This is a genomic window from Marmoricola sp. URHB0036 (genome assembly GCF_000426045.1).
Taxonomy (GTDB): Bacteria; Actinomycetota; Actinomycetes; order Propionibacteriales; family Nocardioidaceae; genus Marmoricola.
Genome location: NZ_AUEP01000004.1, coordinates 277,821 through 299,146, shown reverse-complemented (window position 1 = coordinate 299,146; position 21,326 = coordinate 277,821). Strand labels below are relative to the sequence as shown.

The following is a 21,326-nucleotide window of genomic DNA, read 5'->3' as shown; positions in this document are numbered from 1 at the left end:
CAGGAGATCCCGTTCTGCCCGGCCCACCGGGCGCCACTCCAGACAACGACCAGCACGATCGTGTGCGTCGCGCGCAGTTTGAAGGCCGCGACACGCCCGACCGCGTGGGTCGGGGCCTGGAGCGAGAAGGAGCAGGGCGGACCACCTCACCGAGGGGGTCCGAGACCAGTCGTTGGGACTACTGAGTAAGGACGTTGTTTGATGGCGGGACAGAAGATCCGCATCAGGCTCAAGGCCTATGACCACGAGGTGATCGACACCTCGGCGCGGAAGATCGTGGACACCGTGACCCGTACGGGCGCGAAGGTGGCCGGCCCGGTGCCGCTGCCGACGGAGAAGAACGTCTACTGCGTCATCCGCTCGCCCCACAAGTACAAGGACTCCCGCGAGCACTTCGAGATGCGCACCCACAAGCGCCTGATCGACATCATCGACCCCACGCCGAAGACCGTCGACTCGCTGATGCGTCTCGACCTTCCCGCCGGCGTCGACATCGAGATCAAGCTCTGAGGCCCAGGAGATTAGTGGAGTCATGAGCACTTTCGAACGCAACCTCAAGGGGCTGCTGGGCACCAAGCTCGGCATGACCCAGACCTGGGACGAGAACAACCGCATCGTCCCCGTCACCGTGATCGCGGCCGGCACCAACGTGGTGACCCAGGTCCGCACCCCGGAGAAGGACGGCTACAACGCCATCCAGATCGGCTTCGGAGAGATCGACGGCTCGAAGGTCACCAAGCCCTCGGCCGGTCATTTCGGCAAGGCCGGGGTCACCCCGCGCCGCCACGTGGCCGAGATCCGTACGTCGGAGGCCCCGGCCTACGAGGTCGGCCAGGAGCTCGGTCCCGACACCTTCGCCGCCGGCCAGGAGGTCGACGTCACGGGCACCAGCAAGGGCAAGGGCTACGCCGGTGTGATGAAGCTGCACGGCTTCCACGGCGTCGGCGCCTCCCACGGTGCACACCGCAACCACCGCAAGCCGGGCTCGATCGGCGCCTGCGCGACCCCGGGTCGCGTCTTCAAGGGCACCCGCATGGCCGGCCGCATGGGTAGCGACACCGTCACCACCCAGAACGTCACCGTGCACGCCGTCGATGTCGAGAAGGGCCTGATCCTGCTCAAGGGCGCCGTTCCCGGCCCCAAGGGTGGCCTCGTCGTCATCCGCTCGGCTGCGAAGAAGTCCGCAACTCTCACCGGGGAGGCCTGAGCATGACCGCCAAGACCGTGAAGGTCGATCTCCCCGCCGAGATCTTCGACGCCAAGACCAACATCCCGCTGATCCACCAGGTCGTGGTGGCCCAGCAGGCCGCTGCTCGTCAGGGCACCCACGCCACCAAGACCCGCGGCGAGGTTCGCGGCGGTGGCCGCAAGCCCTACAAGCAGAAGGGCACCGGCCGCGCCCGCCAGGGCTCGACCCGCGCGCCGCAGTTCGCCGGTGGTGGCGTCGTCCATGGCCCGCAGCCGCGTGACTACGACCAGCGCACCCCGAAGAAGATGAAGGCCGCCGCCCTGCGCGGAGCCCTCTCCGACCGGGCCCGCGCCGGGCGCATCCACGTCGTGGAGTCGTTGATCGGTGACCAGAAGAAGCCGTCGACCAAGGGTGCCGTCGAGGCGCTGAACGGGCTCACCGAGCACCGCCGCCAGCTGGTCGTGCTCGAGCGTGACGACGCCCTGACGTGGCTCTCGCTGCGCAACGTGGCCTCGGTGCACCTCCTCGCCGTCGACCAGCTGAACACCTACGACGTGCTGCTCTGCGACGACGTGGTGTTCACCCAGGGCGCCTACGACTCGTTCGTCAACGGCACCGCCTCGGCGACCGCCCGCAAGGCGACCATCGTCGAGCCCGCCGGCAACGACGCGGCTGACGACGAGGCCGAGGTCGAGGAGGCTCCCGCAGTCGAGGAGCCGACCGCCGCTGCCGACGAGCCGGGCGACGCCGACGAGCCGACTGAGGCCACCGACGACACTGAGGCCGCCGACGAGGCTGAGACCGCTGAGGAGGACACCAAGTGAGCACGCTGCACAAGGACCACCGCGACGTACTGATCGCGCCGGTCGTGAGCGAGAAGAGCTACGGCCTCCTCGACGCGAACAAGTACACGTTCCTGGTGCGTCCCGACGCGAACAAGACCGAGATCAAGGTCGCGGTCGAGAAGGTCTTCGACGTCAAGGTCACCTCCGTGAACACGCTGAACCGACCCGGCAAGACCCGTCGTACCCGCACCGGCACCGGCAAGCGCAAGGACACCAAGCGCGCGATCGTCAGCCTGGCCGAGGGTCACCGCATCGACATCTTCGGAGGTCCGGTCTCCTGACCGGGCTCGAGGAGCTGAGGAACTGACATGGCAATCCGCAAGTACAAGCCGACCACCCCGGGCCGTCGTGGCTCGTCGGTCGCTGACTTCGTCGAGATCACCCGGACCACGCCGGAGAAGTCGCTGGTCAAGCCGCTGCCCAAGAAGGGTGGCCGCAACAACCAGGGCCGCATCACCACCCGTCACCAGGGTGGTGGCCACAAGCGCGCCTACCGCATCGTCGACTTCCGTCGCTACGACAAGGACGGCGTGCCGGCCAAGGTCGCGCACATCGAGTACGACCCCAACCGCACCGCGCGCATCGCGCTGCTGCACTACGCCGACGGCGAGAAGCGTTACATCATCGCGCCGCTCGGCGTCAGCCAGGGCACCGCGATCGAGGCCGGTCCGACCGCCGACATCAAGCCGGGCAACAACCTGCCGCTGCGCAACATCCCCGTCGGTACCACGATCCACTGCATCGAGCTCCGGCCCGGTGGCGGTGCCAAGATCGCCCGTTCCGCCGGCAACAGCGCCCAGCTCGTCGCCAAGGAGGGCTCGCGCGCACAGCTGCGGATGCCCTCCGGCGAGATGCGTTACGTCGACGTCCGCTGCCGCGCCACGGTCGGCGAGGTCGGCAACGCCGAGCAGTCCAACATCAACTGGGGCAAGGCCGGCCGGATGCGGTGGAAGGGCAAGCGCCCGACCGTCCGCGGTGTCGTCATGAACCCCGTCGACCACCCGCACGGCGGTGGCGAGGGCAAGACCTCCGGTGGTCGCCACCCGGTCACCCCCTGGGGCAAGCCCGAGGGCCGTACGCGCAAGCGCAAGGCCAGCGATGCCCTGATCGTCCGTCGCCGCAAGTCCGGTAAGAGGAAGTAGCCAGATGCCACGCAGCCTGAAGAAGGGCCCGTTCGTCGACGACCACCTGATCAAGAAGGTGGACGCCCAGAACGAGGCCGGGACCCACAACGTGATCAAGACGTGGTCGCGTCGCTCGATGATCGTGCCGGCCATGATCGGCCACACGCTCGCCGTGCACGACGGACACAAACACGTCCCGGTGTTCGTGACCGACTCGATGGTCGGCCACAAGCTGGGCGAGTTCGCGCCCACCCGCACCTACCGGGGCCACGTCAAGGACGACCGGAAGAGCCGCCGCCGCTGACCGCGGTAGCTGAGGAGAGAACAGACAATGAGTGTTACTGAGCGTCGGCGCACCAGCGCCCGCCGTGACTCGCTGCTCGGCGACCAGCCGGGTGCGTTCGCCAGCGCGCGCTTCGTCCGGATCACCCCGATGAAGGCCCGCCGTGTCGTGGACATGGTCCGTGGACTTCCCGTGGATGACGCCCTGGCGTTGCTGCAGTTCGCGCCGCAGGCGGCCAGCGAGACCGTCTACAAGGTGCTCGAGAGCGCCGTGGCCAACGCCGAGACGACCGAGGACCTCGACCGCGGCACGCTCGTGGTCAGCAAGGCCATGGTCGACGAGGGCCCCACCATGAAGCGCTGGCGCCCGCGTGCGCAGGGCCGGGCCACCCGGATCAACAAGCGCACCAGCCACATCACGCTCGTGGTGTCGCCTGCCGACGAGAACCAGACGAAGGGACGGAAGGCCTGATGGGTCAGAAGATCAACCCGAACGGGTTCCGCCTCGGCATCTCCACCGACCACAAGAGCCGGTGGTACGCCGACAAGCTCTACAAGTCCTACGTCGGTGAGGACGTCGCGATCCGTCGTCTCCTGTCCAAGGGCATGGAGCGCGCCGGCATCGCCAAGGTGGAGATCGAGCGCACCCGCGACCGCGTGCGAGTGGACATCCACACCGCACGGCCGGGCATCGTCATCGGTCGCCGCGGTGCCGAGGCCGACCGCCTGCGCGGCGAGCTGGAGAAGCTCACCGGCAAGCAGGTGCAGCTGAACATCCTCGAGGTGAAGCAGCCGGAGATCGACGCTCAGCTGGTCGCCCAGGGCGTGGCCGAGCAGCTCGCCGGTCGTGTGCAGTTCCGTCGCGCGATGAAGAAGGCCATGCAGACCTCGATGCGCTCCGGTGCCAAGGGCATCCGGATCCAGTGCTCGGGTCGTCTCAACGGCGCCGAGATGTCGCGCTCGGAGTTCTACCGCGAGGGCCGCGTGCCCCTGCACACGCTGCGTGCCGACATCGACTACGGCTTCTACGAGGCCAAGACCACCTTCGGCCGCATCGGCGTGAAGGTCTGGATCTACAAGGGCGAGGTCGCGGGCACCCGCGCCGAGCGCGAGGCCCAGGCTGCGGCCCGTGCCGGAGCCCCCGGCCGTGGCCGTGGCGGCGCCCGCACCGACCGCCCCACGCGTGGTTCGCGTGGCGGTGCCGAGCGTCCGACGCGTTCCGACCGTACCGAGGCTCCTGCTGCCGAGACCGCTGCTGCGGCCCCGGCTGCCGAGGCCGCACCGACCGCTACCAACGGGGAGGGCTGAACATCATGTTGATGCCTCGAAGGGTCAAGCACCGCAAGCAGCACCACCCGAAGCGGACTGGCGCCGCCAAGGGTGGCACCAAGCTCTCCTTCGGTGACTTCGGTATCCAGGCGACCGAGTCCGCCTACGTGACCAACCGACAGATCGAGTCAGCGCGTATCGCGATGACCCGTCACATCAAGCGCGGCGGAAAGGTGTGGATCAACATCTACCCCGACCGCCCGCTGACCAAGAAGCCCGCCGAGACCCGGATGGGTTCCGGCAAGGGCTCGCCCGAGTGGTGGGTGGCCAACGTCAAGCCCGGTCGCGTCATGTTCGAGCTTGCCGGTGTCGACGAGGACATTGCCCGCGAGGCCATGCGTCGCGCGATCCACAAGCTCCCGATGAAGTGCAAGTTCATCAGCCGTGAGACAGGTGATTTCTGATGGCGACCGCACATGAGCTCGACGAGCTGAACAACGTCGACCTCGAGGGCAAGCTGCGCGAGGCCAAGGAGGAGCTGTTCAACCTCCGTTTCCAGGCCGCGACCGGTCAGCTCGAGAGCCACGGCCGTCTCAAGGCCGTCAAGAAGGACATCTCCCGGATCTACACCGTGGTGCGCGAGCGCGAGCTCGGCATCCGTACGGCGCCGGGCGCTAAGGAGAACGCATGAGCGAGAACGCTGTTGAGGACAGGTCGGCCCGCAAGGTCCGTGAAGGCCTGGTCGTCAGCGACAAGATGGACAAGACCGTCGTGGTCTCTGTCGAGGACCGCGTCAAGCACGCGCTCTACGGCAAGGTGCTGCGTCGTTCCACCCGGCTCAAGGCACACGACGAGGCCAACTCCTGTGGAGTCGGCGACCGTGTGCTCCTGATGGAGACCCGCCCGCTCAGCGCGACCAAGCGCTGGCGCGTGGTGGAGATCATCGAGAAGGCGAAGTAGGAGACAGGACAGATGATCCAGCAGGAGTCGCGACTCAAGGTCGCCGACAACACGGGTGCCAAGCAGATCCTGTGCATCCGTGTGCTCGGCGGCTCCGGTCGGCGCTACGCCGGCATCGGTGACGTCATCGTCGCCACCGTCAAGGACGCGATCCCGGGCGGCAACGTCAAGAAGGGCGACGTCGTCAAGGCCGTGATCGTGCGCACCGTCAAGGAGCGCCGTCGTGCCGACGGTTCCTACATCCGCTTCGACGAGAACGCAGCGGTGATCCTCAAGGCCGACGGGGAACCCCGTGGCACGCGCATCTTCGGCCCCGTGGGCCGCGAGCTGCGCGAGAAGCGGTTCATGAAGATCATTTCGCTCGCGCCGGAGGTGCTCTGAGATGAGCGTGAAGATCAAGAAGGGCGACACCGTCAAGGTGATCGCAGGCAAGGACAAGGGTGCCGAGGGCAAGGTCATCCAGGTGCTCCGGGAGGAGCAGCGGGTGATCGTCGAGGGCGTCAACCGGGTCAAGAAGCACACCAAGGTCGTCAACCAGGGCGGCCGCGCCGGCAACACCGGCGGCATCGTGACCGCGGAGGCCCCGATCCACGTCTCCAACGTGATGGTCGTCGACGGCAAGGGCACCACCCGCATCGGCTCCAAGCGGGTGGAGGCCACGAAGCGTCGCAGCGACGGGTCGACGTACGAGACCACGCGCAGCGTCCGCGTCTCCCGGAAGTCCGGAGAAGAGATCTGATGACTGAGTCAATGACCGAGATCAACAGCGACCGCTCGGCCGAGCAGTCGGCCGGCCCGCGCATGAAGGCCCGCTACCGCGAGGAGATCCTCCCCGCGCTGCGCGAGCAGTTCGGCTACGCCAACGTCATGCAGGTGCCGGGCCTGACCAAGATCGTGGTGAACATGGGTGTCGGCGAGGCCGCTCGCGACTCCAAGCTCATCGAGGGTGCCGTCAAGGACCTCACCGCGATCACCGGCCAGAAGCCGCAGGTCACCCGGGCCCGCAAGTCGATCGCGCAGTTCAAGCTGCGTGAGGGGATGCCCATCGGCGCGCACGTCACCCTGCGTGGCGACCGCATGTGGGAGTTCCTCGACCGCCTGCTGGCGCTCGCCCTGCCCCGCATCCGCGACTTCCGTGGTCTCTCGGACCGCCAGTTCGACGGGCGCGGCAACTACACCTTCGGTCTCACCGAGCAGGTCATGTTCCACGAGATCGACCAGGACAAGATCGACCGCTCCCGCGGCATGGACATCACCGTGGTGACGTCCGCGACCAACGACGACGAGGGCCGGGCTCTGCTGAAGAAGCTCGGTTTCCCGTTCAAGGAAGGCAACTGACATGGCGAAGACCGGACTGAAGGTCAAGGCCGCACGCAAGCCCAAGTTCGCGGTGCGCGGCTACACCCGCTGCCAGCGCTGCGGCCGGCCCAAGGCCGTCTACCGCAAGTTCGGCCTGTGCCGCATCTGCCTCCGGGAGATGGCACACGCCGGCGAGCTGCCCGGCGTCACCAAGAGCTCCTGGTAACCACCACCTACAAACGATCGCTACAGGTCGCCCCGAGATGCGGGAGCGAAACCGGAGTGGAGAAAGGGCCGAGAAGGCCATGACGATGACTGACCCGATCGCAGACATGCTGACGCGTCTGCGCAACGCCAACCAGGCGTACCACGACTCGGTGTCGATGCCGTACAGCAAGCTCAAGCAGGGCGTCGCCGAGATCCTCAAGCAGGAGGGGTACATCACCTCCTTCGAGGTCAAGGACCTCGAGGGCGTGGTCGGCAAGACGCTGGAGATCCAGCTCAAGTACGGCCGCAGCCGTGAGCGCTCCATTGCCGGCGTACGCCGGATCAGCAAGCCCGGCCTGCGCGTGTACGCCAAGCACACCGCCCTGCCGAAGGTGCTCGGCGGCCTCGGCGTCGCGATCATCTCGACCAGCCAGGGCCTGCTCACCGACCGTCAGGCCAACAGCAAGGGTGTAGGTGGGGAAGTCCTCGCCTACGTCTGGTGACCCGGAACAAGACGAGGAAGCTGAGGTAGAAGCAATGTCGCGCATCGGCAAGCTGCCCGTCCCGGTCCCGTCCGGAGTCGACGTGCAGGTCCAGGCGAACATCGTCACGGTCAAGGGCCCCAAGGGCACCCTGACCCACGCGGTGGCCGCGCCCATCACCGTCGAGAACGGTGACGGTGCCCTCGAGGTGAAGCGTCCCAACGACGAGCGGGAGAGCCGTGCCCTGCACGGACTGACCCGGTCGCTGATCAACAACATGGTCGTGGGCGTCACCGAGGGCTACGAGAAGAAGCTCGAGATCGTCGGCGTGGGCTACCGCGTCCTCTCCAAGGGCCCGACCCAGCTGGAGTTCCAGCTCGGCTACTCCCACTCGATCACGTTCAACGCCCCCGACGGCATCACCTTCACCGTCGAGGGCCCCACCAGGCTCGGTGTCCAGGGCATCGACAAGCAGCTCGTCGGCGAAGTCGCCGCCAACATCCGCAAGCTGCGCAAGCCGGAGCCCTACAAGGGCAAGGGCGTGCGCTACGCGGGAGAGCACATTCGCCGCAAGGTCGGAAAGGCTGGTAAGTGACGATGGCTATCGCACTCAAGACTGGCAAGCACACCGCGGCCCGGGTCGCGTCCCGCGCGCGGCGCCAGATCCGCGGTCGCAAGAAGGTCAGCGGCACTGCGGAGCGTCCTCGCCTCGTGGTGACGCGCTCCTCGAAGCACATCACCGTGCAGGTCGTCGACGACCTGGTCGGCAAGACGCTTGCGTCGGCCTCGACCATGGAGCCCGACGTCCGCTCGATCACGGGTGACAAGACGGCCAAGGCCCGCAAGGTCGGCGAGCTCGTCGCCGAGCGCGCGAAGTCCGCTGGTGTCGAGGGCGTGGTCTTCGACCGCGCCGGCAACAAGTACCACGGTCGCGTTGCGGCCCTCGCGGACGGCGCCCGCGAGGGCGGCCTGACCTTCTGATCCACCCAAGAGATTCCACAGAGCTTAAGAAATGGAAGAGGTAGTTTCATGAGCGGACCCCAGCGCGGAGGACGCGCCGGCGGTGGCGAGCGTCGTGGAGGTCGCGACAACCGCGGCCGAGACGGTGCCGACAAGAGCACCTACATCGAGCGCGTCGTCGCCATCAACCGTGTCGCCAAGGTCGTCAAGGGTGGTCGTCGCTTCAGCTTCACCGCCCTGGTGATCGTCGGCGACGGTGACGGCATGGTCGGCGTCGGCTACGGCAAGGCCAAGGAGGTCCCGGCCGCGATCGCCAAGGGTGTCGAGGAGGCCAAGAAGCACTTCTTCAAGGTTCCCCGCATCCAGGGCACCATCCCGCACCCCGTGCAGGGTGAGAAGGCTGCCGGCGTCGTACTCCTGCGTCCTGCCGCCCCCGGTACCGGCGTGATCGCCGGTGGCCCGGTGCGCGCGGTGCTGGAGTGCGCGGGCATCCACGACGTGCTCAGCAAGTCGCTCGGCTCCTCGAACCAGATCAACATCGTGCACGCCACGGTGGCAGCACTGCGCGCCCTCGAGGAGCCCGCTGCCGTCGCCGCACGTCGTGGTCTGCCGGTCGAGGACGTGGCCCCGGCTGCCCTGCTCCGGGCTCAGGCCGAGGTGCCGGAGGGCGTGAGCCAGGAGGTGGCCTCCTGATGCCGCGTCTCAAGGTCGAGCAGAAGAAGTCCACCATCGGCTGCAAGAAGAACCAGCGCGACACGTTGCGCTCGCTGGGTCTCAAGCGGATCGGTGACGTGGTCGTCAAGGAGGACCGCCCGGAGTTCCGGGGCATGGTCCACACCGTCCGTCACCTCGTGACGGTCGAGGAGGTTGACTGACATGTCGCTCAAGCTGCATCATCTGCGCCCGGCTCCCGGCGCCAAGACCGCCAAGACCCGCGTGGGTCGCGGTGAGGCGTCGAAGGGCAAGACGGCCGGTCGCGGTACCAAGGGAACCAAGGCCCGTTACCAGGTGCCGGCGGCGTTCGAGGGTGGCCAGATGCCCATCCACATGCGCCTGCCCAAGCTGAAGGGCTTCAAGAACCCGTTCAAGGTCGAGTTCCAGGTCGTCAACCTCGACCGGATCAACGAGCTGTTCCCCGAGGGCGGCGAGGTGACTGTCGCTGACCTGGTCGCCAAGGGCGCCGTCCGCAAGGACAAGCCCGTGAAGGTGCTGGGCCAGGGCGACCTCTCGGTCGCCGTCCAGGTCACTGCGCACGGCTTCTCGGGTTCCGCCAAGGAGAAGATCGCGGCTGCCGGCGGCAGCGCGACCCAGATCTGACCGCACCTATTGCGTGACAGGGCAGGATGATCCCGAAGGTCCCGTAGTCCACGGAGGCCTGAGGACGATCGTCCTGCCCTGTTAGGCTTCCACGGATTTGGTCCCCTCCCCAGCCGGCCTGATCGAAACCCGAAAGAGGAGCACGTGCTAGGCGCATTCGCCAACGCTTTCCGGACACCGGACCTGCGCAAGAAGCTGCTGTTCGTGCTGTTCATCGTGGCCGTCTTCCGGCTCGGATCCCACATCCCGACGCCCGGGGTCGACGTGGCCAACGTGCAGTCGTGCTTCGAGGCCACCAAGAACAGCGGCGTCTACGGGTTGATCAACCTGTTCTCCGGCGGAGCGCTGCTCCAGCTGACGATCTTCGCGCTGGGGATCATGCCCTACATCACCGCGAGCATCATCCTGCAGCTGCTCGTGGTCGTGATCCCGCGGCTGGAGGCCCTCAAGAAGGAGGGCCAGGCCGGTCAGACCAAGATCACGCAGTACACCCGCTACCTCACCCTCGCGCTGGCCATCCTCCAGGCGACCGGCATCGTGGCCCTCGCCCGCACCGGCAACCTGCTCCAGGGCTGCGACAAGCCGCTGCTCTACAAGGACACCACCTGGGTGGCCATCCTGATGGTCATCACGATGGCCGCTGGCACCGCCGTGATCATGTGGCTCGGCGAGCTGATCACCGAGCGCGGCATCGGCAACGGCATGTCGATCCTGATCTTCACCCAGGTCATCGCGACCTTCCCGGCCGCCCTCTGGGGCGTGCAGAAGGCCAAGGGCCCGTGGGTCTTCGGTGCGGTCATCATCATGGGCATCGTGGTGATGGCGGCCGTGGTCTTCATCGAACAGGCGCAACGGCGAATACCGGTGCAGTACGCCCGCAGGATGGTCGGCCGCAAGATGTTCGGCGGCTCCTCGACCTACATCCCGCTCAAGGTCAACCAGGCCGGCATCATCCCGGTCATCTTCGCCTCGAGCCTGCTCTACCTGCCGGCCATGGCGGTGCAGTTCAACTCGGGCACGAACAACCAGATCCTGATCTGGATCCAGCGCTACTTCGTCCGGGGCGACCACCCGCTGTACATGCTGGCCTACTTCCTGCTGATCATCTTCTTCACCTACTTCTACGTCGCGATCACCTTCAACCCACAAGAGGTCGCGGACAACATGAAGCAGTACGGCGGTTTCATCCCCGGGATCCGGGCGGGAAAGCCGACCGAGGAGTACCTCAACTACGTCCTCTCCCGCATCACGCTGCCCGGCGCTCTGTATCTGGGTCTGCTGTCCTTGATCCCGTTGATCGCACTCGTGTGGGTCCAGGCCAACCAGAACTTCCCGTTCGGCGGCACCTCGCTGCTGATCATGGTCGGTGTCGCGCTCGACACCGTGAAGCAGATCGAGTCCCAGCTCCAGCAGCGCAACTACGAAGGATTCCTGCGCTGATATGAGAATCATCCTGATGGGGCCCCCGGGGGCCGGCAAGGGCACTCAGGCCAAGGTCGTCGCCGAGCACTTCGGCGTACCCGCGATCTCGACCGGTGACATCTTCCGGTTCAACGTCTCGGAGGGCACCGAGCTGGGCGTGAAGGCCAAGCAGTACATGGACGCCGGGGAGTACGTCCCGGACGAGATCACCAACCTGATGGTGCGCAACCGCATCGACGAGTCCGACGCCGAGCCGGGATTCCTGCTCGACGGCTACCCGCGCACGCTCTCGCAGGTCGAGGAGCTCGACGGGATGATCAAGTTCACCGGCCACGAGCTCGACGCCGTCGTGGTGCTCACCGTCGACAGCGAGGAGCTGGTGCAGCGGTTGCTGGCCCGCGCGGAGACCGACGGTCGCTCCGACGACACCGAGGACGTCATCCGCCGCCGCCAGGAGGTGTACGCCGAGCAGACCGAGCCGCTGATCGACGTCTACCGCGACCGCAACCTGCTGATCGAGGTCGACGGCATGGGCGAGGTCGACGAGGTCACCAAGCGCATCTTCGACGCCCTCGACGACGTCCGCGAGAGCTGAGCCCGGGTAGGCCGCCATGGGCTTGCGAGACCGCGGGGTCGAGATCAAGACCCCCGAGCAGATCGGCAAGATGCGGGTCGCCGGGCTGCTCGTGGGGGAGACCCTCGAGCTGCTCCGCGAGTCGGTGCGGCCCGGCATCACGACCGGTGACCTCGACGCCATCGCGGAGAAGAACATCCGCGACGGGGGCGGCGTGCCGTCGTTCCTCGGCTACGGCCATCCTCCGTTCCCGGCCACGATCTGCGCTTCCGTGAACGACGAGGTGGTGCACGGCATCCCCGGCGAGCGGACCCTCCAGGAGGGTGACGCGATCTCCATCGACTGCGGGGCGATCGTCGACGGCTGGCACGGCGACGCGGCGATCACCGTCGCGGTCGGCGAGGTCGCCCCCGACGTACTCCAGCTGATGCGGGTCACCGAGGGCTCGATGTGGGCCGGCATCGCCGCCGCTCGTCTCGGCGGCCGGGTCACCGACATCTCGCACGCCGTCGAGTCCTACGTGCGCTCGCAACCGCATCCGACCGGCGGCACCTACGGCATCCTCGAGGACTTCACCGGGCACGGGATCGGGACCGCCATGCACCAGCCGCCCAGCGTGCCCAACTACGGGCGCGCGGGACGCGGCCCGAAGCTCGAGCGCGGCCTCGCGCTCGCCGTCGAGCCGATGATCACGCTCGGCAGCAAGTACACCGACCTCGACGACGACCAGTGGACCGTGGTCAGCGACGACGGCAGCTGGGCGGCCCACTTCGAGAACACCTTCACCCTCACGCCCGACGGCGCCTGGGTCCTCACCGCCCTCGACGGTGGCCGGGCAATGCTCGCCGCGCTCGGCGTCCCGTACGGCGGCGAGTGAAGCCCTTCCTGCTGCTCTCGATCCGGGCCGAGCCAGCAGCAGCCGACAACGAGTACGACTCGTTCCTCCGGTTCACCGGCCTGCCCGAGGCAGAGCTGCCCCGGGTCAACCTGGTCCGCGACGAGCTGCCTCCGGTCGACCTCGACGCCTTCTCCGGCATCCTGCTCGGCGGCGGGCCGTGGAACGCCAGTGACGCCCGCGAGACGAAGTCGGCGGCCCAGGTGCGCTCCGAGGTGGCCATCCTGCGCCTGCTGGACGAGGTGGTGGAGCGCGACTTCCCCTTCCTCGGCGCCTGCTACGGCATCGGCACCCTCGGGGTCCACCAGGGCGCCGTGGTCGACCGCAGCTCGCCCGAGCCCGTCGGTCCGCTCTCGGTGACGCTCACGGCCCAGGGCGAGGCCGATCCGCTGTTCGCCGGTGTGCCCACCGACTTCGCGGCGTACGGCGGGCACAAGGAGGCCATGGTCACGCTGCCCTCGAGCGCGGTCCAGCTGGCCACGTCGGCCGCCTGCCCGGTGCAGGCCTTCCGGGTGGGCAGCAACGTCTACGCCACCCAGTTCCACCCCGAGCTCGACCTCGAGGGCGTCTGCACCCGGATCGAGGTCTACAAGGACGCCGGCTACTTCCCGCCCAGCGAGGCGGAGACGCTCAAGGAACGATCGCGGGCGGTCGAGGTGAAGCACCCGATGACCCTGCTGGCCAACTTCGTCTCGCTGTACGCCCGCTGACCCGGGACCCCGAGCCCTACGATGACCGCCATGACGTCTGGCACCGAGCGCGTGGAGTGGTTCGGCGACACCTTCGAGGCGATGACGCAGAACATCGAGCGTGCTGTCCTCGGCAAGCGCAACGTCATCCGGCTCACCCTGGCCTGCCTGGTCTCCGAGGGCCACCTGCTGATCGAGGACTTCCCGGGGACCGGCAAGACCATGCTGGCCCGGGCGCTGGCGGCCACCCTGGAGGGCTCCCACGCGCGCATCCAGTTCACGCCCGACCTGCTGCCGAGCGACGTGACCGGGGTGACGGTCTACGAGCAGCAGAAGGGCACCTTCACCTTCCACCCCGGCCCGATCTTCCACGCGATCGTGCTGGCCGACGAGATCAACCGTGCCTCGCCCAAGACCCAGTCGGCGCTGCTCGAGGTGATGGAGGAGGGACACGTCACCGTCGACGGGATCACCCACGACGTGCCGCGGCCGTTCATGGTCATCGCCACCCAGAACCCGATCGAGCAGGCCGGCACCTACCGGCTTCCCGAGGCCCAGCTCGACCGGTTCCTGATGAAGACCTCGGTCGGCTACCCGGACGCCGCCGCGACCGAGGAGCTGCTGATGAACTCCCAGGTCCGCGACCGCGCCTCGCTCGTCGAACCGATCCTGAAGACCGAGCTCGTCACCGAGATGAGCCGCATCGCCGACGCGGTGTACGTCGACCGCGCGGTGATCAGCTACGTGCGCCAGCTGGCCGAGGCCTCTCGTGAGGCCGAGCACGTGCGACTCGGCATCTCGGCGCGCGGTTGCCTGGCCCTGATCCGGGTGACGAAGACCTGGGCCGCGGCGGCCGGGCGGGCGCACGTCGTACCCGAGGACGTGGCGGAGCTGGCTCACCCCGTGCTCAGCCATCGCCTGATCCTGGATGGCGAGGCGCAGTACCGCGGGGTCGCCATCGAGACCGTGGTCGACGACCTGCTGGACCGCGTGCCCGTGCCTGCCCTGCGGGCGTGACGTGCGGCGCCGGCTGTCGCGCCCGTTCGGCGTGGTGACGTCCGGAGGTCGGTCGCTGGTCGCCGTCGGGGTGTTCTCCTACGCGGCCGACGTGCTGGGCGGCTGGCCGGTCTTCCGGCTGCTGTGGGTGGTCTGCGTGCTGCTCGCTGCGGTGGCGGGGGCCACGGTCCTGGTCCGCCCGCGGATCCACACCACGCTCCAGGTCGCACCGCCGCGGACCATGGCGGGAGAAGGCGCCCAGGTGCGGCTGCGGGCGAGCAGCACGAGGCGGCTCCCGGTGCTGAGCCCGCTGGTCGCCCTTCCTGTCGGTACGACGGAGCACCTGATCCGGCTCCCGATGCTCCGTCGGGGCCGTCAGGTCGAGGAGCAGATCGAGCTGTCCGGCCTCAGCAGGGGAGTCGTGCCGGTCGGGCCCGTGACCGCCCGGCGGGGTGACCCGCTGGCGCTGCTGAGCTGGCACGAGACCTGGTCGCCGGCGGTCGAGCTGCTGGTGCTGCCTCGGATCGTGCGCGTGGAGTCCCTCGGCATCGGCGTGATCCGCGACCAGGAGGGCACGCCGAGCGACGAGATCTCGATGAGCGACCTCGCCTTCCACGCGCTGCGCGAGTACGTGCCCGGCGACGAGCTGAGGCACGTGCACTGGCGCTCGTCGGCCAAGGCCAGCACCCTCCAGATCCGGCAGTACCACGACACCCGGCGCAGCCACATGACGGTCGTGCTCGACGCGAGCGCGGCGTCGTACGCCGACCCGGCGGACTTCGAGACGGCGGTCTCGGTCGCCGCCTCGATCGCGGCCCGGGCCTACGAGGACGGCGTCGAGGTCTCGATGCTGTGCGGTGACCACGCCGTGACCGGACAAGGGCTGGACGGCATCCTCGACGCCTGCTGCCGCATCGAGCCGGGCGACTCGGAGCCGGTGCAAGGCGCACGCCAGGCGATGCGCCTCGCTCCGGAGACCAGCTGGCTGGTCGTGGCGACGGGCGGCTCGGCACCGGATGGCCTAGCCGGTCTCGTGCGCACCGGGCTTCCCGACGACGTCTCGCTGTTGTGCGTCCGGGCCGACGGCAGCTCGCCGACCAACGTGTCGCGCGCGGCCGGCACCCGGATGGTCTCGTTGCGGACGCTGGATGACCTGCCGCGCGCCCTTCCCGCCGTCGTCCACCAGGCGTCGGCGTGATCCGCCCGCCGCGTCCCTGGGTGGTCGTCGACTGCCTCGCCGTGCTGGCCCTCGTGGGGCTGGCCGAGCTCGGGCTGGCCAACACCTTCGAGGGCGGCGGCTACCTCGTCGTGGCCGGCCTGGCCGCCGTCCTCGGCCTGCTCGTGGCCGTCCTGACCGCCGGACTACCCGGAGCCGTCCTGGTCGGCGCCGTCCCGATCGTCGCCCTGGTGTTCGGCGGGCCGGTGGCCCTGCGGTCGAAGGGCCTCGGCCTGGGCGTGCCCGGGGCGCAGACGCTGGGCGACGTGCTGCAGGGCACGCTGCGGGGCTGGGGCGAGCTGCTGTCCACGCTGCCCTGGGTCGACCTGTCGGGGTCGCCGGCCATGGTGCCCTTCCTGCTCGGTTACCTCGGGGCGGTGCTCGCCGGAGCGCTGGCCGTGCGGACCCGCAGCGCCGGCGCCCCGCTCCTGCCGATGCTGGTCGTGCTCACGGTCGTCCTGCTCCTGCGCCGCCCCGAGGGCACGGGCAGCGACCTGCTGGACTGGTACCCCGTCGCCTTCGCCGTCGTCGCCGTCGGCTGGCTGGTGGTCCGCAGCCTCCGGGTCGCGCCGGGCGCATCCGTCAGCGGCGCCGGGCACGGGCGGGTGGCCCGCACCGCGGTGGCGGCGCTCGTGGTCGGGGCGGTGCTGCTGGTCGCGGTGCCGTTGACCATCCCGTTCGCGCCCTCGGGCGCGCCCGCCTCCCAGGGCACCGCACTGCGTGAGAACCGTCAGAGACTGGTGGACGTCTCGGCGCTGGACTCGCCGCTGCGACGGTTCCGTACCTTCACCGACCAGGGCACCAACACCCTGGAGAACGTCCACGACAAGGTGCTGTTCACCGTGCGCGGAGCACCGAAGGGCAGTCGCGTGCGGCTGGTCACCCTGGACCGGTACGACGGCCACGAGTGGCTGCCCAGCAACAACACCGAGGCCGGGACGTCGGACGACGCCTTCCTGCGTGTCGACAGCCGGGTCGACAACCCGCTCCGGGGGCGCAAGGTGCGGGCCTCGGTGTCGGTGACGCGGGCCTACCGCTCGGCGTGGATGCCCACCGTGGGATCCCTGACCTCGCTGCAGCTGATCTTCGCCGACCCCAGGGAGCAGCGCGACGAGATGCGCTACAACCTGGCCACCGCGACCGCTGTGCTGCCCTCCGGCATCGGTAGCCAGGATCCCTACGAGTTCACCTCGGTCTCGCCGCGGTCCGACGTCGATGCCTCGACGCCGGGGTGGGAGGGACCGACCCAGCCGGTGGTGGGTCTGCGTCGGCTCGACGCCTTCCTGCCGGCCGTGCTCGACGCGAACATCCCGCCGATGCGCAAGGTCTTCATCCTCGCCGGCTACCTGCACGACCAGGGTCGCTACAGCGACGGTGCACCTCCCGGCGAGCTGCAGTACAAGGCCGGCCAGGGCCTCGATCGGCTGGTCGACGGGTTCCTGCTCGCTGCCCCGCCGGTGGGTGACGACGAGCAGTACGCCGCGGCCATGGCGATGCTGGCCAACCGGGTCGGCGTACCCGCTCGGGTGGTGGTGGGTGCTGTCCTGCCGGGCGACGGCAAGGTCCGCGGCGCGGACATCCACGCCTGGGTGGAGCTGCGCGTCCTCGACGGCAGCTGGCGGACCCTGCCCACCAAGACGTTCATGAGCAGGACCCCGGTGCTGCGCACCCTGGCGCCACCCGTCGCCGTGCCGCCCCCCGCGACCACGCCCCCGGCCGAGAAGCCGCACCCGCCCACGGCTCGTGACCGGTCCTCGGCGCAGGACCACTCCGGCACCGGCTCCGGGACCGGCGTACGCCTGCTGCCGTGGCTCTCGCTGCTCGTAGTCCTGCTGCTCGTGCCCCTCACCAAGGGCGTCCGCCGCCGCCTGCGCCGCAGGCGAGGCCGGGCAGCGGACCGCATCGCCGGCGGGTGGACCGAGCTGGTCGACCACGCCCGTGACCTGGGAGTCCCGGTCAGGCTGCACGTCTCACGCCCGGAGCAGGCGCGGGTGATGGCGCTGCCGGGAGGCGAGTCGCTCTCACGGGAGGCCGATGACGGCGTCTTCGCCGCTTCCGAACCCTCCGACGCCGCCGTGGAGGCGTTCTGGGACCAGATGATGGCCGAGCGCCGGGACCTGCGGGAGGGCCGCCGTCTCGCCCGGCGACTGTGGGCGCCGTTCAACCCGCTGTCGCTGTGGCGCCACCGCGGCGAGCGACGCCCCGCCGATTAACGGTTGGCACAGCAAAGTGGGTAACATAGACCCTCGGCCCAACGTGGGCTCGTTTTGTGGTGCCTCGCGGCTGCCCGGACAAGCGCTGATTCGCCTCTCGGCGACGTGCTGCGCGCTCGGGGAAATGAGGCTCACCGAACGGCACCACGAGGTCCACCCGGCTCGTCCGGGGCGGTTCCCGGGCCAACGGTAGACACACGATCAACAGATTGCGGAGGACATGCCGAAGAAGGAAGGCGTGATCGAGATGGAGGGCTCCGTCGTGGAGGCCCTTCCCAATGCCATGTTCCGGGTCGAGCTGACCAACGGACACAAGGTTCTCGCCCACATCAGCGGCAAGATGCGCCAGCACTACATCCGGATCCTCCCCGAGGACCGCGTGGTGGTGGAGCTGTCCCCCTACGACCTGACTCGCGGTCGCATCGTCTACCGGTACAAGTGAGCACCAGCCGACCCACGACCAGAAAGGGCTGACAGATGAAGGTCAACCCGAGCGTCAAGCCGATCTGTGACAAGTGCAAGGTGATCCGTCGCCACGGCCGCGTCATGGTGATCTGCGAGAACCCGCGACACAAGCAGCGCCAGGGCTGAGCCCCGGCCACACCACAACTGAATACATCCACTCACGTGCTCGCTCAGGCCCCTCGGGGCTGAGACCACCTCCGGAACGGATGGCCGGAGCTCCCGCTGCGAGGCAGGAGACGCGACACGACCAGACCACCGTGAAGTACCGAAGGGCCGCAGCGCCCTTGAAAGGAAGAGCCATTCATGGCACGCCTCGTTGGTGTTGACCTCCCGCGCGACAAGCGCATCGAGATCGCACTCACCTACATCTACGGCATCGGCCGTACCAGCGCCCAGAAGATCCTCGCCGAGACCGGGGTCGACCCCAATGCGCGAGTGCACACGCTGGGCGACGACGAGCTCGTCAAGCTCCGCGACGCGATCGAAGCCGACTACAAGTTCGAGGGTGACCTCCGACGTGAGGTCCAGGCCGACATCCGCCGCAAGATCGAGATCGGTAGCTACCAGGGCCGCCGGCACCGCCAGGGCCTGCCCGTTCGTGGGCAGCGCACCAAGACCAACGCGCGCACCCGCAAGGGTCCCAAGCGCACCGTCGCCGGCAAGAAGAAGGCGAAGTGACCACAGGCCCCGTGCCCACGCACAGGTCCCGTCACCGCCACCCCACAGCAACCGCCACGATTTCAGGAGTCTGAATGCCCCCCAAGAGCCGCAGCGCGGCCGGCACCAAGAAGGTGCGCCGCAAGGAGAAGAAGAACGTCGCCCAGGGCGAGGCCCACATCAAGAGCACGTTCAACAACACCATCGTCACGATCACCGACCCCACCGGTGCGGTGATCTCGTGGGCCTCTGCCGGCACCGTCGGCTTCAAGGGCTCGCGCAAGTCCACCCCGTTCGCCGCGCAGATGGCCGCCGAGGCCGCTGGTCGCCGGGCGATGGACCACGGGATGAAGAAGATCGACGTCTTCGTGAAGGGCCCGGGCTCGGGCCGCGAGACCGCGATCCGTTCGCTGGGTGCGATCGGCCTCGAGGTCGGCACCATCCAGGACGTCACGCCCACCCCCCACAACGGTTGCCGCCCGCCCAAGCGCCGGCGCGTCTGACCCCGAGACAGAACAGGAGACTCTGACCCATGGCTCGTTACACCGGCCCCATGACCAAGAAGTCGCGCCGTCTCGGTGTCGACCTCGTCGGCGAGGACAAGGCCTTCGAGAAGCGCCCCTACGCGCCCGGCCAGCACGGCCGTACGCGCATCAAGGAGAGCGAGTACCGCAACCAGCTGCAGGAGAAGCAGAAGGCCCGCTTCACCTACGGCGTGATGGAGAAGCAGTTCCACAACTACTACGACGAGGCCAGCCGTCGTCCCGGCAAGACCGGTGACAACCTGCTGCAGCTCCTCGAGTGCCGCCTGGACAACGTGGTCTACCGCGCCGGCTTCGCCCGGACCCGCCGTCACGCCCGCCAGCTGGTCACGCACGGTCACTTCCGGGTGAACGGCAAGAAGGTCGACATCCCGTCGTACCAGGTCGACGCCCACGACATCATCGACGTGCGCGAGAAGAGCCTGGAGATGACGCCGTTCATCGTGGCTCGTGAGACCCACGGCGAGCGCATCGTCCCGGCGTGGCTCGAGGCCATCCCCTCGCGCATGCGGGTGCTGGTGCACTCGCGTCCGCTCCGCGCGCAGATCGAGCTGCCGATCCAGGAACAGCTCATCGTCGAGTACTACTCCAAGAAGTAAGCACCACCAAGCCCCATCCATGTGTAGTTCGAGTCCGTCAAATAGCGGGTGGGCTCGGAAAGGAAAACAACTGTGCTCATCGCTCAGCGCCCGACCCTGTCGGAAGATGTCGTCGACGAGTTCCGCTCGCGGTTCGTGATCGAACCGCTGGAACCCGGCTTCGGCTACACGCTCGGCAACTCGCTGCGTCGCACCCTGCTGTCCTCGATCCCGGGGGCCTCGGTGACCAGCATCAAGGTGGACACCGCTCTTCACGAGTTCTCCACCATCGAGGGCGTCAAGGAAGACGTCACCGAGATCATCCTCAACCTCAAGGGCCTCGTCGTCTCCAGCGAGCACGACGAGCCGGTCGCCATGGTGCTGCGCAAGTCGGGCGCCGGAGTCGTGACCGCGGCTGACATCGAGGCCTCCGCCGGCGTCGAGGTGCACAACCCCGACCTGAAGATCGCCACCCTGAACGACAAGGGCAAGATCGAGATGGAGCTCATCGTCGAGCGCGGCCGTGGCTACGTCAGCTCGGTGCAGAACAAGGGCGCGGACAACGAGATCGGCCGGCTCCCGGTCGACTCGATCTACAGCCCGGTGCTCAAGGTGACCTACAAGGTCGAGGCCACCCGAGTCGAGCAGCGCACCGACTTCGACAAGCTGGTCATCGACGTCGAGACCAAGCCGTCGATCAGCCCGCGTGACGCCATCGCCTCGGCGGGCAAGACGCTGGTCGAGCTGTTCGGCCTGGCCCGCGAGCTCAACGTCGAGGCCGAGGGCATCGACATCGGCCCGTCGCCCGTCGACGAGCAGCTGGCGCAGGACCTCGCCCTCCCGGTCGAGGACCTGAACCTGACGGTTCGCTCCTACAACTGCCTCAAGCGTGAGGGCATCCACACCGTGGGTGAGCTGATCTCGCGCTCGGAGCAGGACCTGCTCGACATCCGCAACTTCGGTGCGAAGTCGATCGACGAGGTCAAGGCCAAGCTGGTCGAGATGGGCCTGTCCCTCAAGGACAGCGCGCCCGGCTTCGACCCGGCGACCGCCCTGGCGGCGTACGACGACGATGACGACTCCTTCGTCGAGGACGAGCAGTACTAATCCCCTCTACTCCGGTACCTGACACGGCCGGGGAGAAT

The 21,326-nt window shown here is 68.3% G+C and carries 33 protein-coding genes and 1 pseudogene; all 34 read left to right on the top strand.

The genetic code is table 11. The features are described 5' to 3' along the window. The first annotated feature begins 201 nt into the window (after window positions 1-201). Window positions 202-510 carry a 30S ribosomal protein S10 gene (gene rpsJ, locus H976_RS0104135; RefSeq protein ID WP_008360994.1) on the top strand — a complete coding sequence of 103 codons (309 nt, stop codon included), beginning with the start codon at window positions 202-204 and terminating at the stop codon, window positions 508-510. Between the two features lie 73 nt (window positions 511-583). Continuing rightward, window positions 584-1,207 (top strand): 50S ribosomal protein L3, encoded by a 624-nt coding sequence (rplC, locus tag H976_RS0104130; RefSeq protein WP_369758997.1) that lies wholly within the window; start codon window positions 584-586, stop codon window positions 1,205-1,207. 2 nt (window positions 1,208-1,209) lie between these two features. Continuing rightward, window positions 1,210-1,863: pseudogene (rplD, locus tag H976_RS24425) on the top strand (50S ribosomal protein L4); the annotation flags it as partial. Window positions 1,864-2,009: 146 nt separating this feature from the next. Next, complete coding sequence (rplW, locus tag H976_RS0104120; RefSeq protein WP_027860515.1) at window positions 2,010-2,315, top strand: 50S ribosomal protein L23; 306 nt, start codon at window positions 2,010-2,012, stop codon at window positions 2,313-2,315. Window positions 2,316-2,342: 27 nt separating this feature from the next. Then, entirely contained in the window at window positions 2,343-3,176 is an 834-nt protein-coding gene (gene rplB, locus H976_RS0104115) for a 50S ribosomal protein L2 (protein WP_027860514.1), read from the top strand. A 4-nt stretch (window positions 3,177-3,180) separates the two neighbouring features. After that, window positions 3,181-3,462, top strand: coding sequence for a 30S ribosomal protein S19 (rpsS, locus tag H976_RS0104110; protein WP_027860513.1), 282 nt, complete (start codon window positions 3,181-3,183; stop codon window positions 3,460-3,462). A gap of 27 nt (window positions 3,463-3,489) precedes the next feature. After that, on the top strand, window positions 3,490-3,912 hold the full coding sequence (gene rplV, locus H976_RS0104105; protein ID WP_081682647.1) for a 50S ribosomal protein L22: 423 nt from the start codon (window positions 3,490-3,492) through the stop codon (window positions 3,910-3,912). Continuing rightward, complete coding sequence (gene rpsC, locus H976_RS0104100; RefSeq protein ID WP_027860511.1) at window positions 3,912-4,748, top strand: 30S ribosomal protein S3; 837 nt, start codon at window positions 3,912-3,914, stop codon at window positions 4,746-4,748. Before rplV ends, rpsC begins: the two co-directional genes overlap by 1 nt. Before the next feature lie 5 nt (window positions 4,749-4,753). Beyond that, window positions 4,754-5,173 (top strand): 50S ribosomal protein L16, encoded by a 420-nt coding sequence (rplP, locus tag H976_RS0104095; RefSeq protein ID WP_027860510.1) that lies wholly within the window; start codon window positions 4,754-4,756, stop codon window positions 5,171-5,173. After that, window positions 5,173-5,400, top strand: coding sequence for a 50S ribosomal protein L29 (gene rpmC / locus H976_RS0104090; RefSeq protein ID WP_027860509.1), 228 nt, complete (start codon window positions 5,173-5,175; stop codon window positions 5,398-5,400). The genes rplP and rpmC overlap by 1 nt, the downstream gene beginning before the upstream one ends. Continuing rightward, window positions 5,397-5,669 (top strand): 30S ribosomal protein S17, encoded by a 273-nt coding sequence (gene rpsQ, locus H976_RS0104085; RefSeq protein WP_027860508.1) that lies wholly within the window; start codon window positions 5,397-5,399, stop codon window positions 5,667-5,669. The genes rpmC and rpsQ overlap by 4 nt, the downstream gene beginning before the upstream one ends. A gap of 12 nt (window positions 5,670-5,681) precedes the next feature. Continuing rightward, window positions 5,682-6,050 carry a 50S ribosomal protein L14 gene (rplN, locus tag H976_RS0104080; RefSeq protein WP_027860507.1) on the top strand — a complete coding sequence of 123 codons (369 nt, stop codon included), beginning with the start codon at window positions 5,682-5,684 and terminating at the stop codon, window positions 6,048-6,050. Between the two features lies 1 nt (window position 6,051). Then, on the top strand, window positions 6,052-6,408 hold the full coding sequence (gene rplX / locus H976_RS0104075) for a 50S ribosomal protein L24 (protein ID WP_231388784.1): 357 nt from the start codon (window positions 6,052-6,054) through the stop codon (window positions 6,406-6,408). Then, window positions 6,408-7,007 carry a 50S ribosomal protein L5 gene (gene rplE / locus H976_RS0104070; protein WP_231388783.1) on the top strand — a complete coding sequence of 200 codons (600 nt, stop codon included), beginning with the start codon at window positions 6,408-6,410 and terminating at the stop codon, window positions 7,005-7,007. The genes rplX and rplE overlap by 1 nt, the downstream gene beginning before the upstream one ends. 1 nt (window position 7,008) lies before the next feature. Then, window positions 7,009-7,194, top strand: coding sequence for a type Z 30S ribosomal protein S14 (locus tag H976_RS0104065; RefSeq protein WP_027860504.1), 186 nt, complete (start codon window positions 7,009-7,011; stop codon window positions 7,192-7,194). Between the two features lie 79 nt (window positions 7,195-7,273). Further along, window positions 7,274-7,678: a 30S ribosomal protein S8 gene (rpsH, locus tag H976_RS0104060; protein WP_027860503.1), complete on the top strand. Its 405-nt coding sequence runs from the start codon at window positions 7,274-7,276 to the stop codon at window positions 7,676-7,678. A 34-nt stretch (window positions 7,679-7,712) separates the two neighbouring features. Continuing rightward, complete coding sequence (gene rplF / locus H976_RS0104055; RefSeq protein ID WP_027860502.1) at window positions 7,713-8,252, top strand: 50S ribosomal protein L6; 540 nt, start codon at window positions 7,713-7,715, stop codon at window positions 8,250-8,252. Between the two features lie 2 nt (window positions 8,253-8,254). Continuing rightward, window positions 8,255-8,638 (top strand): 50S ribosomal protein L18, encoded by a 384-nt coding sequence (gene rplR / locus H976_RS0104050; RefSeq protein WP_027860501.1) that lies wholly within the window; start codon window positions 8,255-8,257, stop codon window positions 8,636-8,638. 48 nt (window positions 8,639-8,686) lie between these two features. Then, window positions 8,687-9,310, top strand: coding sequence for a 30S ribosomal protein S5 (rpsE, locus tag H976_RS0104045; protein WP_027860500.1), 624 nt, complete (start codon window positions 8,687-8,689; stop codon window positions 9,308-9,310). Beyond that, a complete protein-coding gene (rpmD, locus tag H976_RS0104040; protein WP_027860499.1) occupies window positions 9,310-9,492 on the top strand; it encodes a 50S ribosomal protein L30 in 183 nt (60 codons plus the stop codon). Before rpsE ends, rpmD begins: the two co-directional genes overlap by 1 nt. A 1-nt stretch (window position 9,493) precedes the next feature. Next, entirely contained in the window at window positions 9,494-9,934 is a 441-nt protein-coding gene (rplO, locus tag H976_RS0104035) for a 50S ribosomal protein L15 (RefSeq protein WP_027860498.1), read from the top strand. Between the two features lie 144 nt (window positions 9,935-10,078). Next, the gene (gene secY, locus H976_RS0104030) at window positions 10,079-11,374 is read left to right on the top strand and encodes a preprotein translocase subunit SecY (RefSeq protein ID WP_027860497.1); all 1,296 of its coding nucleotides are present in this window, start codon (window positions 10,079-10,081) and stop codon (window positions 11,372-11,374) included. A gap of 1 nt (window position 11,375) precedes the next feature. Continuing rightward, the gene (locus H976_RS0104025; RefSeq protein WP_027860496.1) at window positions 11,376-11,951 is read left to right on the top strand and encodes an adenylate kinase; all 576 of its coding nucleotides are present in this window, start codon (window positions 11,376-11,378) and stop codon (window positions 11,949-11,951) included. Window positions 11,952-11,967: 16 nt separating this feature from the next. Next, window positions 11,968-12,807: a type I methionyl aminopeptidase gene (gene map, locus H976_RS0104020; protein WP_027860495.1), complete on the top strand. Its 840-nt coding sequence runs from the start codon at window positions 11,968-11,970 to the stop codon at window positions 12,805-12,807. Beyond that, window positions 12,804-13,535, top strand: a complete 732-nt coding sequence (locus H976_RS0104015) for a glutamine amidotransferase (RefSeq protein WP_027860494.1) — start codon at window positions 12,804-12,806, stop codon at window positions 13,533-13,535. Before map ends, H976_RS0104015 begins: the two co-directional genes overlap by 4 nt. Window positions 13,536-13,565: 30 nt before the next feature. Further along, window positions 13,566-14,531 carry a MoxR family ATPase gene (locus H976_RS0104010; RefSeq protein ID WP_036224659.1) on the top strand — a complete coding sequence of 322 codons (966 nt, stop codon included), beginning with the start codon at window positions 13,566-13,568 and terminating at the stop codon, window positions 14,529-14,531. A 1-nt stretch (window position 14,532) separates the two neighbouring features. Further along, entirely contained in the window at window positions 14,533-15,708 is a 1,176-nt protein-coding gene (locus H976_RS28480; RefSeq protein WP_051276153.1) for a DUF58 domain-containing protein, read from the top strand. Further along, window positions 15,705-17,939, top strand: a complete 2,235-nt coding sequence (locus H976_RS0104000) for a transglutaminase-like domain-containing protein (protein ID WP_155917946.1) — start codon at window positions 15,705-15,707, stop codon at window positions 17,937-17,939. The genes H976_RS28480 and H976_RS0104000 overlap by 4 nt, the downstream gene beginning before the upstream one ends. 220 nt (window positions 17,940-18,159) lie before the next feature. Beyond that, window positions 18,160-18,381 carry a translation initiation factor IF-1 gene (infA, locus tag H976_RS0103995; protein ID WP_027860491.1) on the top strand — a complete coding sequence of 74 codons (222 nt, stop codon included), beginning with the start codon at window positions 18,160-18,162 and terminating at the stop codon, window positions 18,379-18,381. Between the two features lie 35 nt (window positions 18,382-18,416). Beyond that, window positions 18,417-18,530, top strand: coding sequence for a 50S ribosomal protein L36 (rpmJ, locus tag H976_RS0103990; protein WP_004008316.1), 114 nt, complete (start codon window positions 18,417-18,419; stop codon window positions 18,528-18,530). 177 nt (window positions 18,531-18,707) lie between these two features. Next, window positions 18,708-19,082: a 30S ribosomal protein S13 gene (rpsM, locus tag H976_RS0103985; protein WP_027860490.1), complete on the top strand. Its 375-nt coding sequence runs from the start codon at window positions 18,708-18,710 to the stop codon at window positions 19,080-19,082. Between the two features lie 74 nt (window positions 19,083-19,156). Further along, window positions 19,157-19,564, top strand: a complete 408-nt coding sequence (gene rpsK, locus H976_RS0103980) for a 30S ribosomal protein S11 (RefSeq protein ID WP_027860489.1) — start codon at window positions 19,157-19,159, stop codon at window positions 19,562-19,564. Between the two features lie 29 nt (window positions 19,565-19,593). Further along, window positions 19,594-20,202 carry a 30S ribosomal protein S4 gene (gene rpsD, locus H976_RS0103975; RefSeq protein ID WP_027860488.1) on the top strand — a complete coding sequence of 203 codons (609 nt, stop codon included), beginning with the start codon at window positions 19,594-19,596 and terminating at the stop codon, window positions 20,200-20,202. Between the two features lie 72 nt (window positions 20,203-20,274). Continuing rightward, window positions 20,275-21,288 carry a DNA-directed RNA polymerase subunit alpha gene (locus H976_RS0103970; RefSeq protein ID WP_027860487.1) on the top strand — a complete coding sequence of 338 codons (1,014 nt, stop codon included), beginning with the start codon at window positions 20,275-20,277 and terminating at the stop codon, window positions 21,286-21,288. Window positions 21,289-21,326 lie beyond the last annotated feature (38 nt).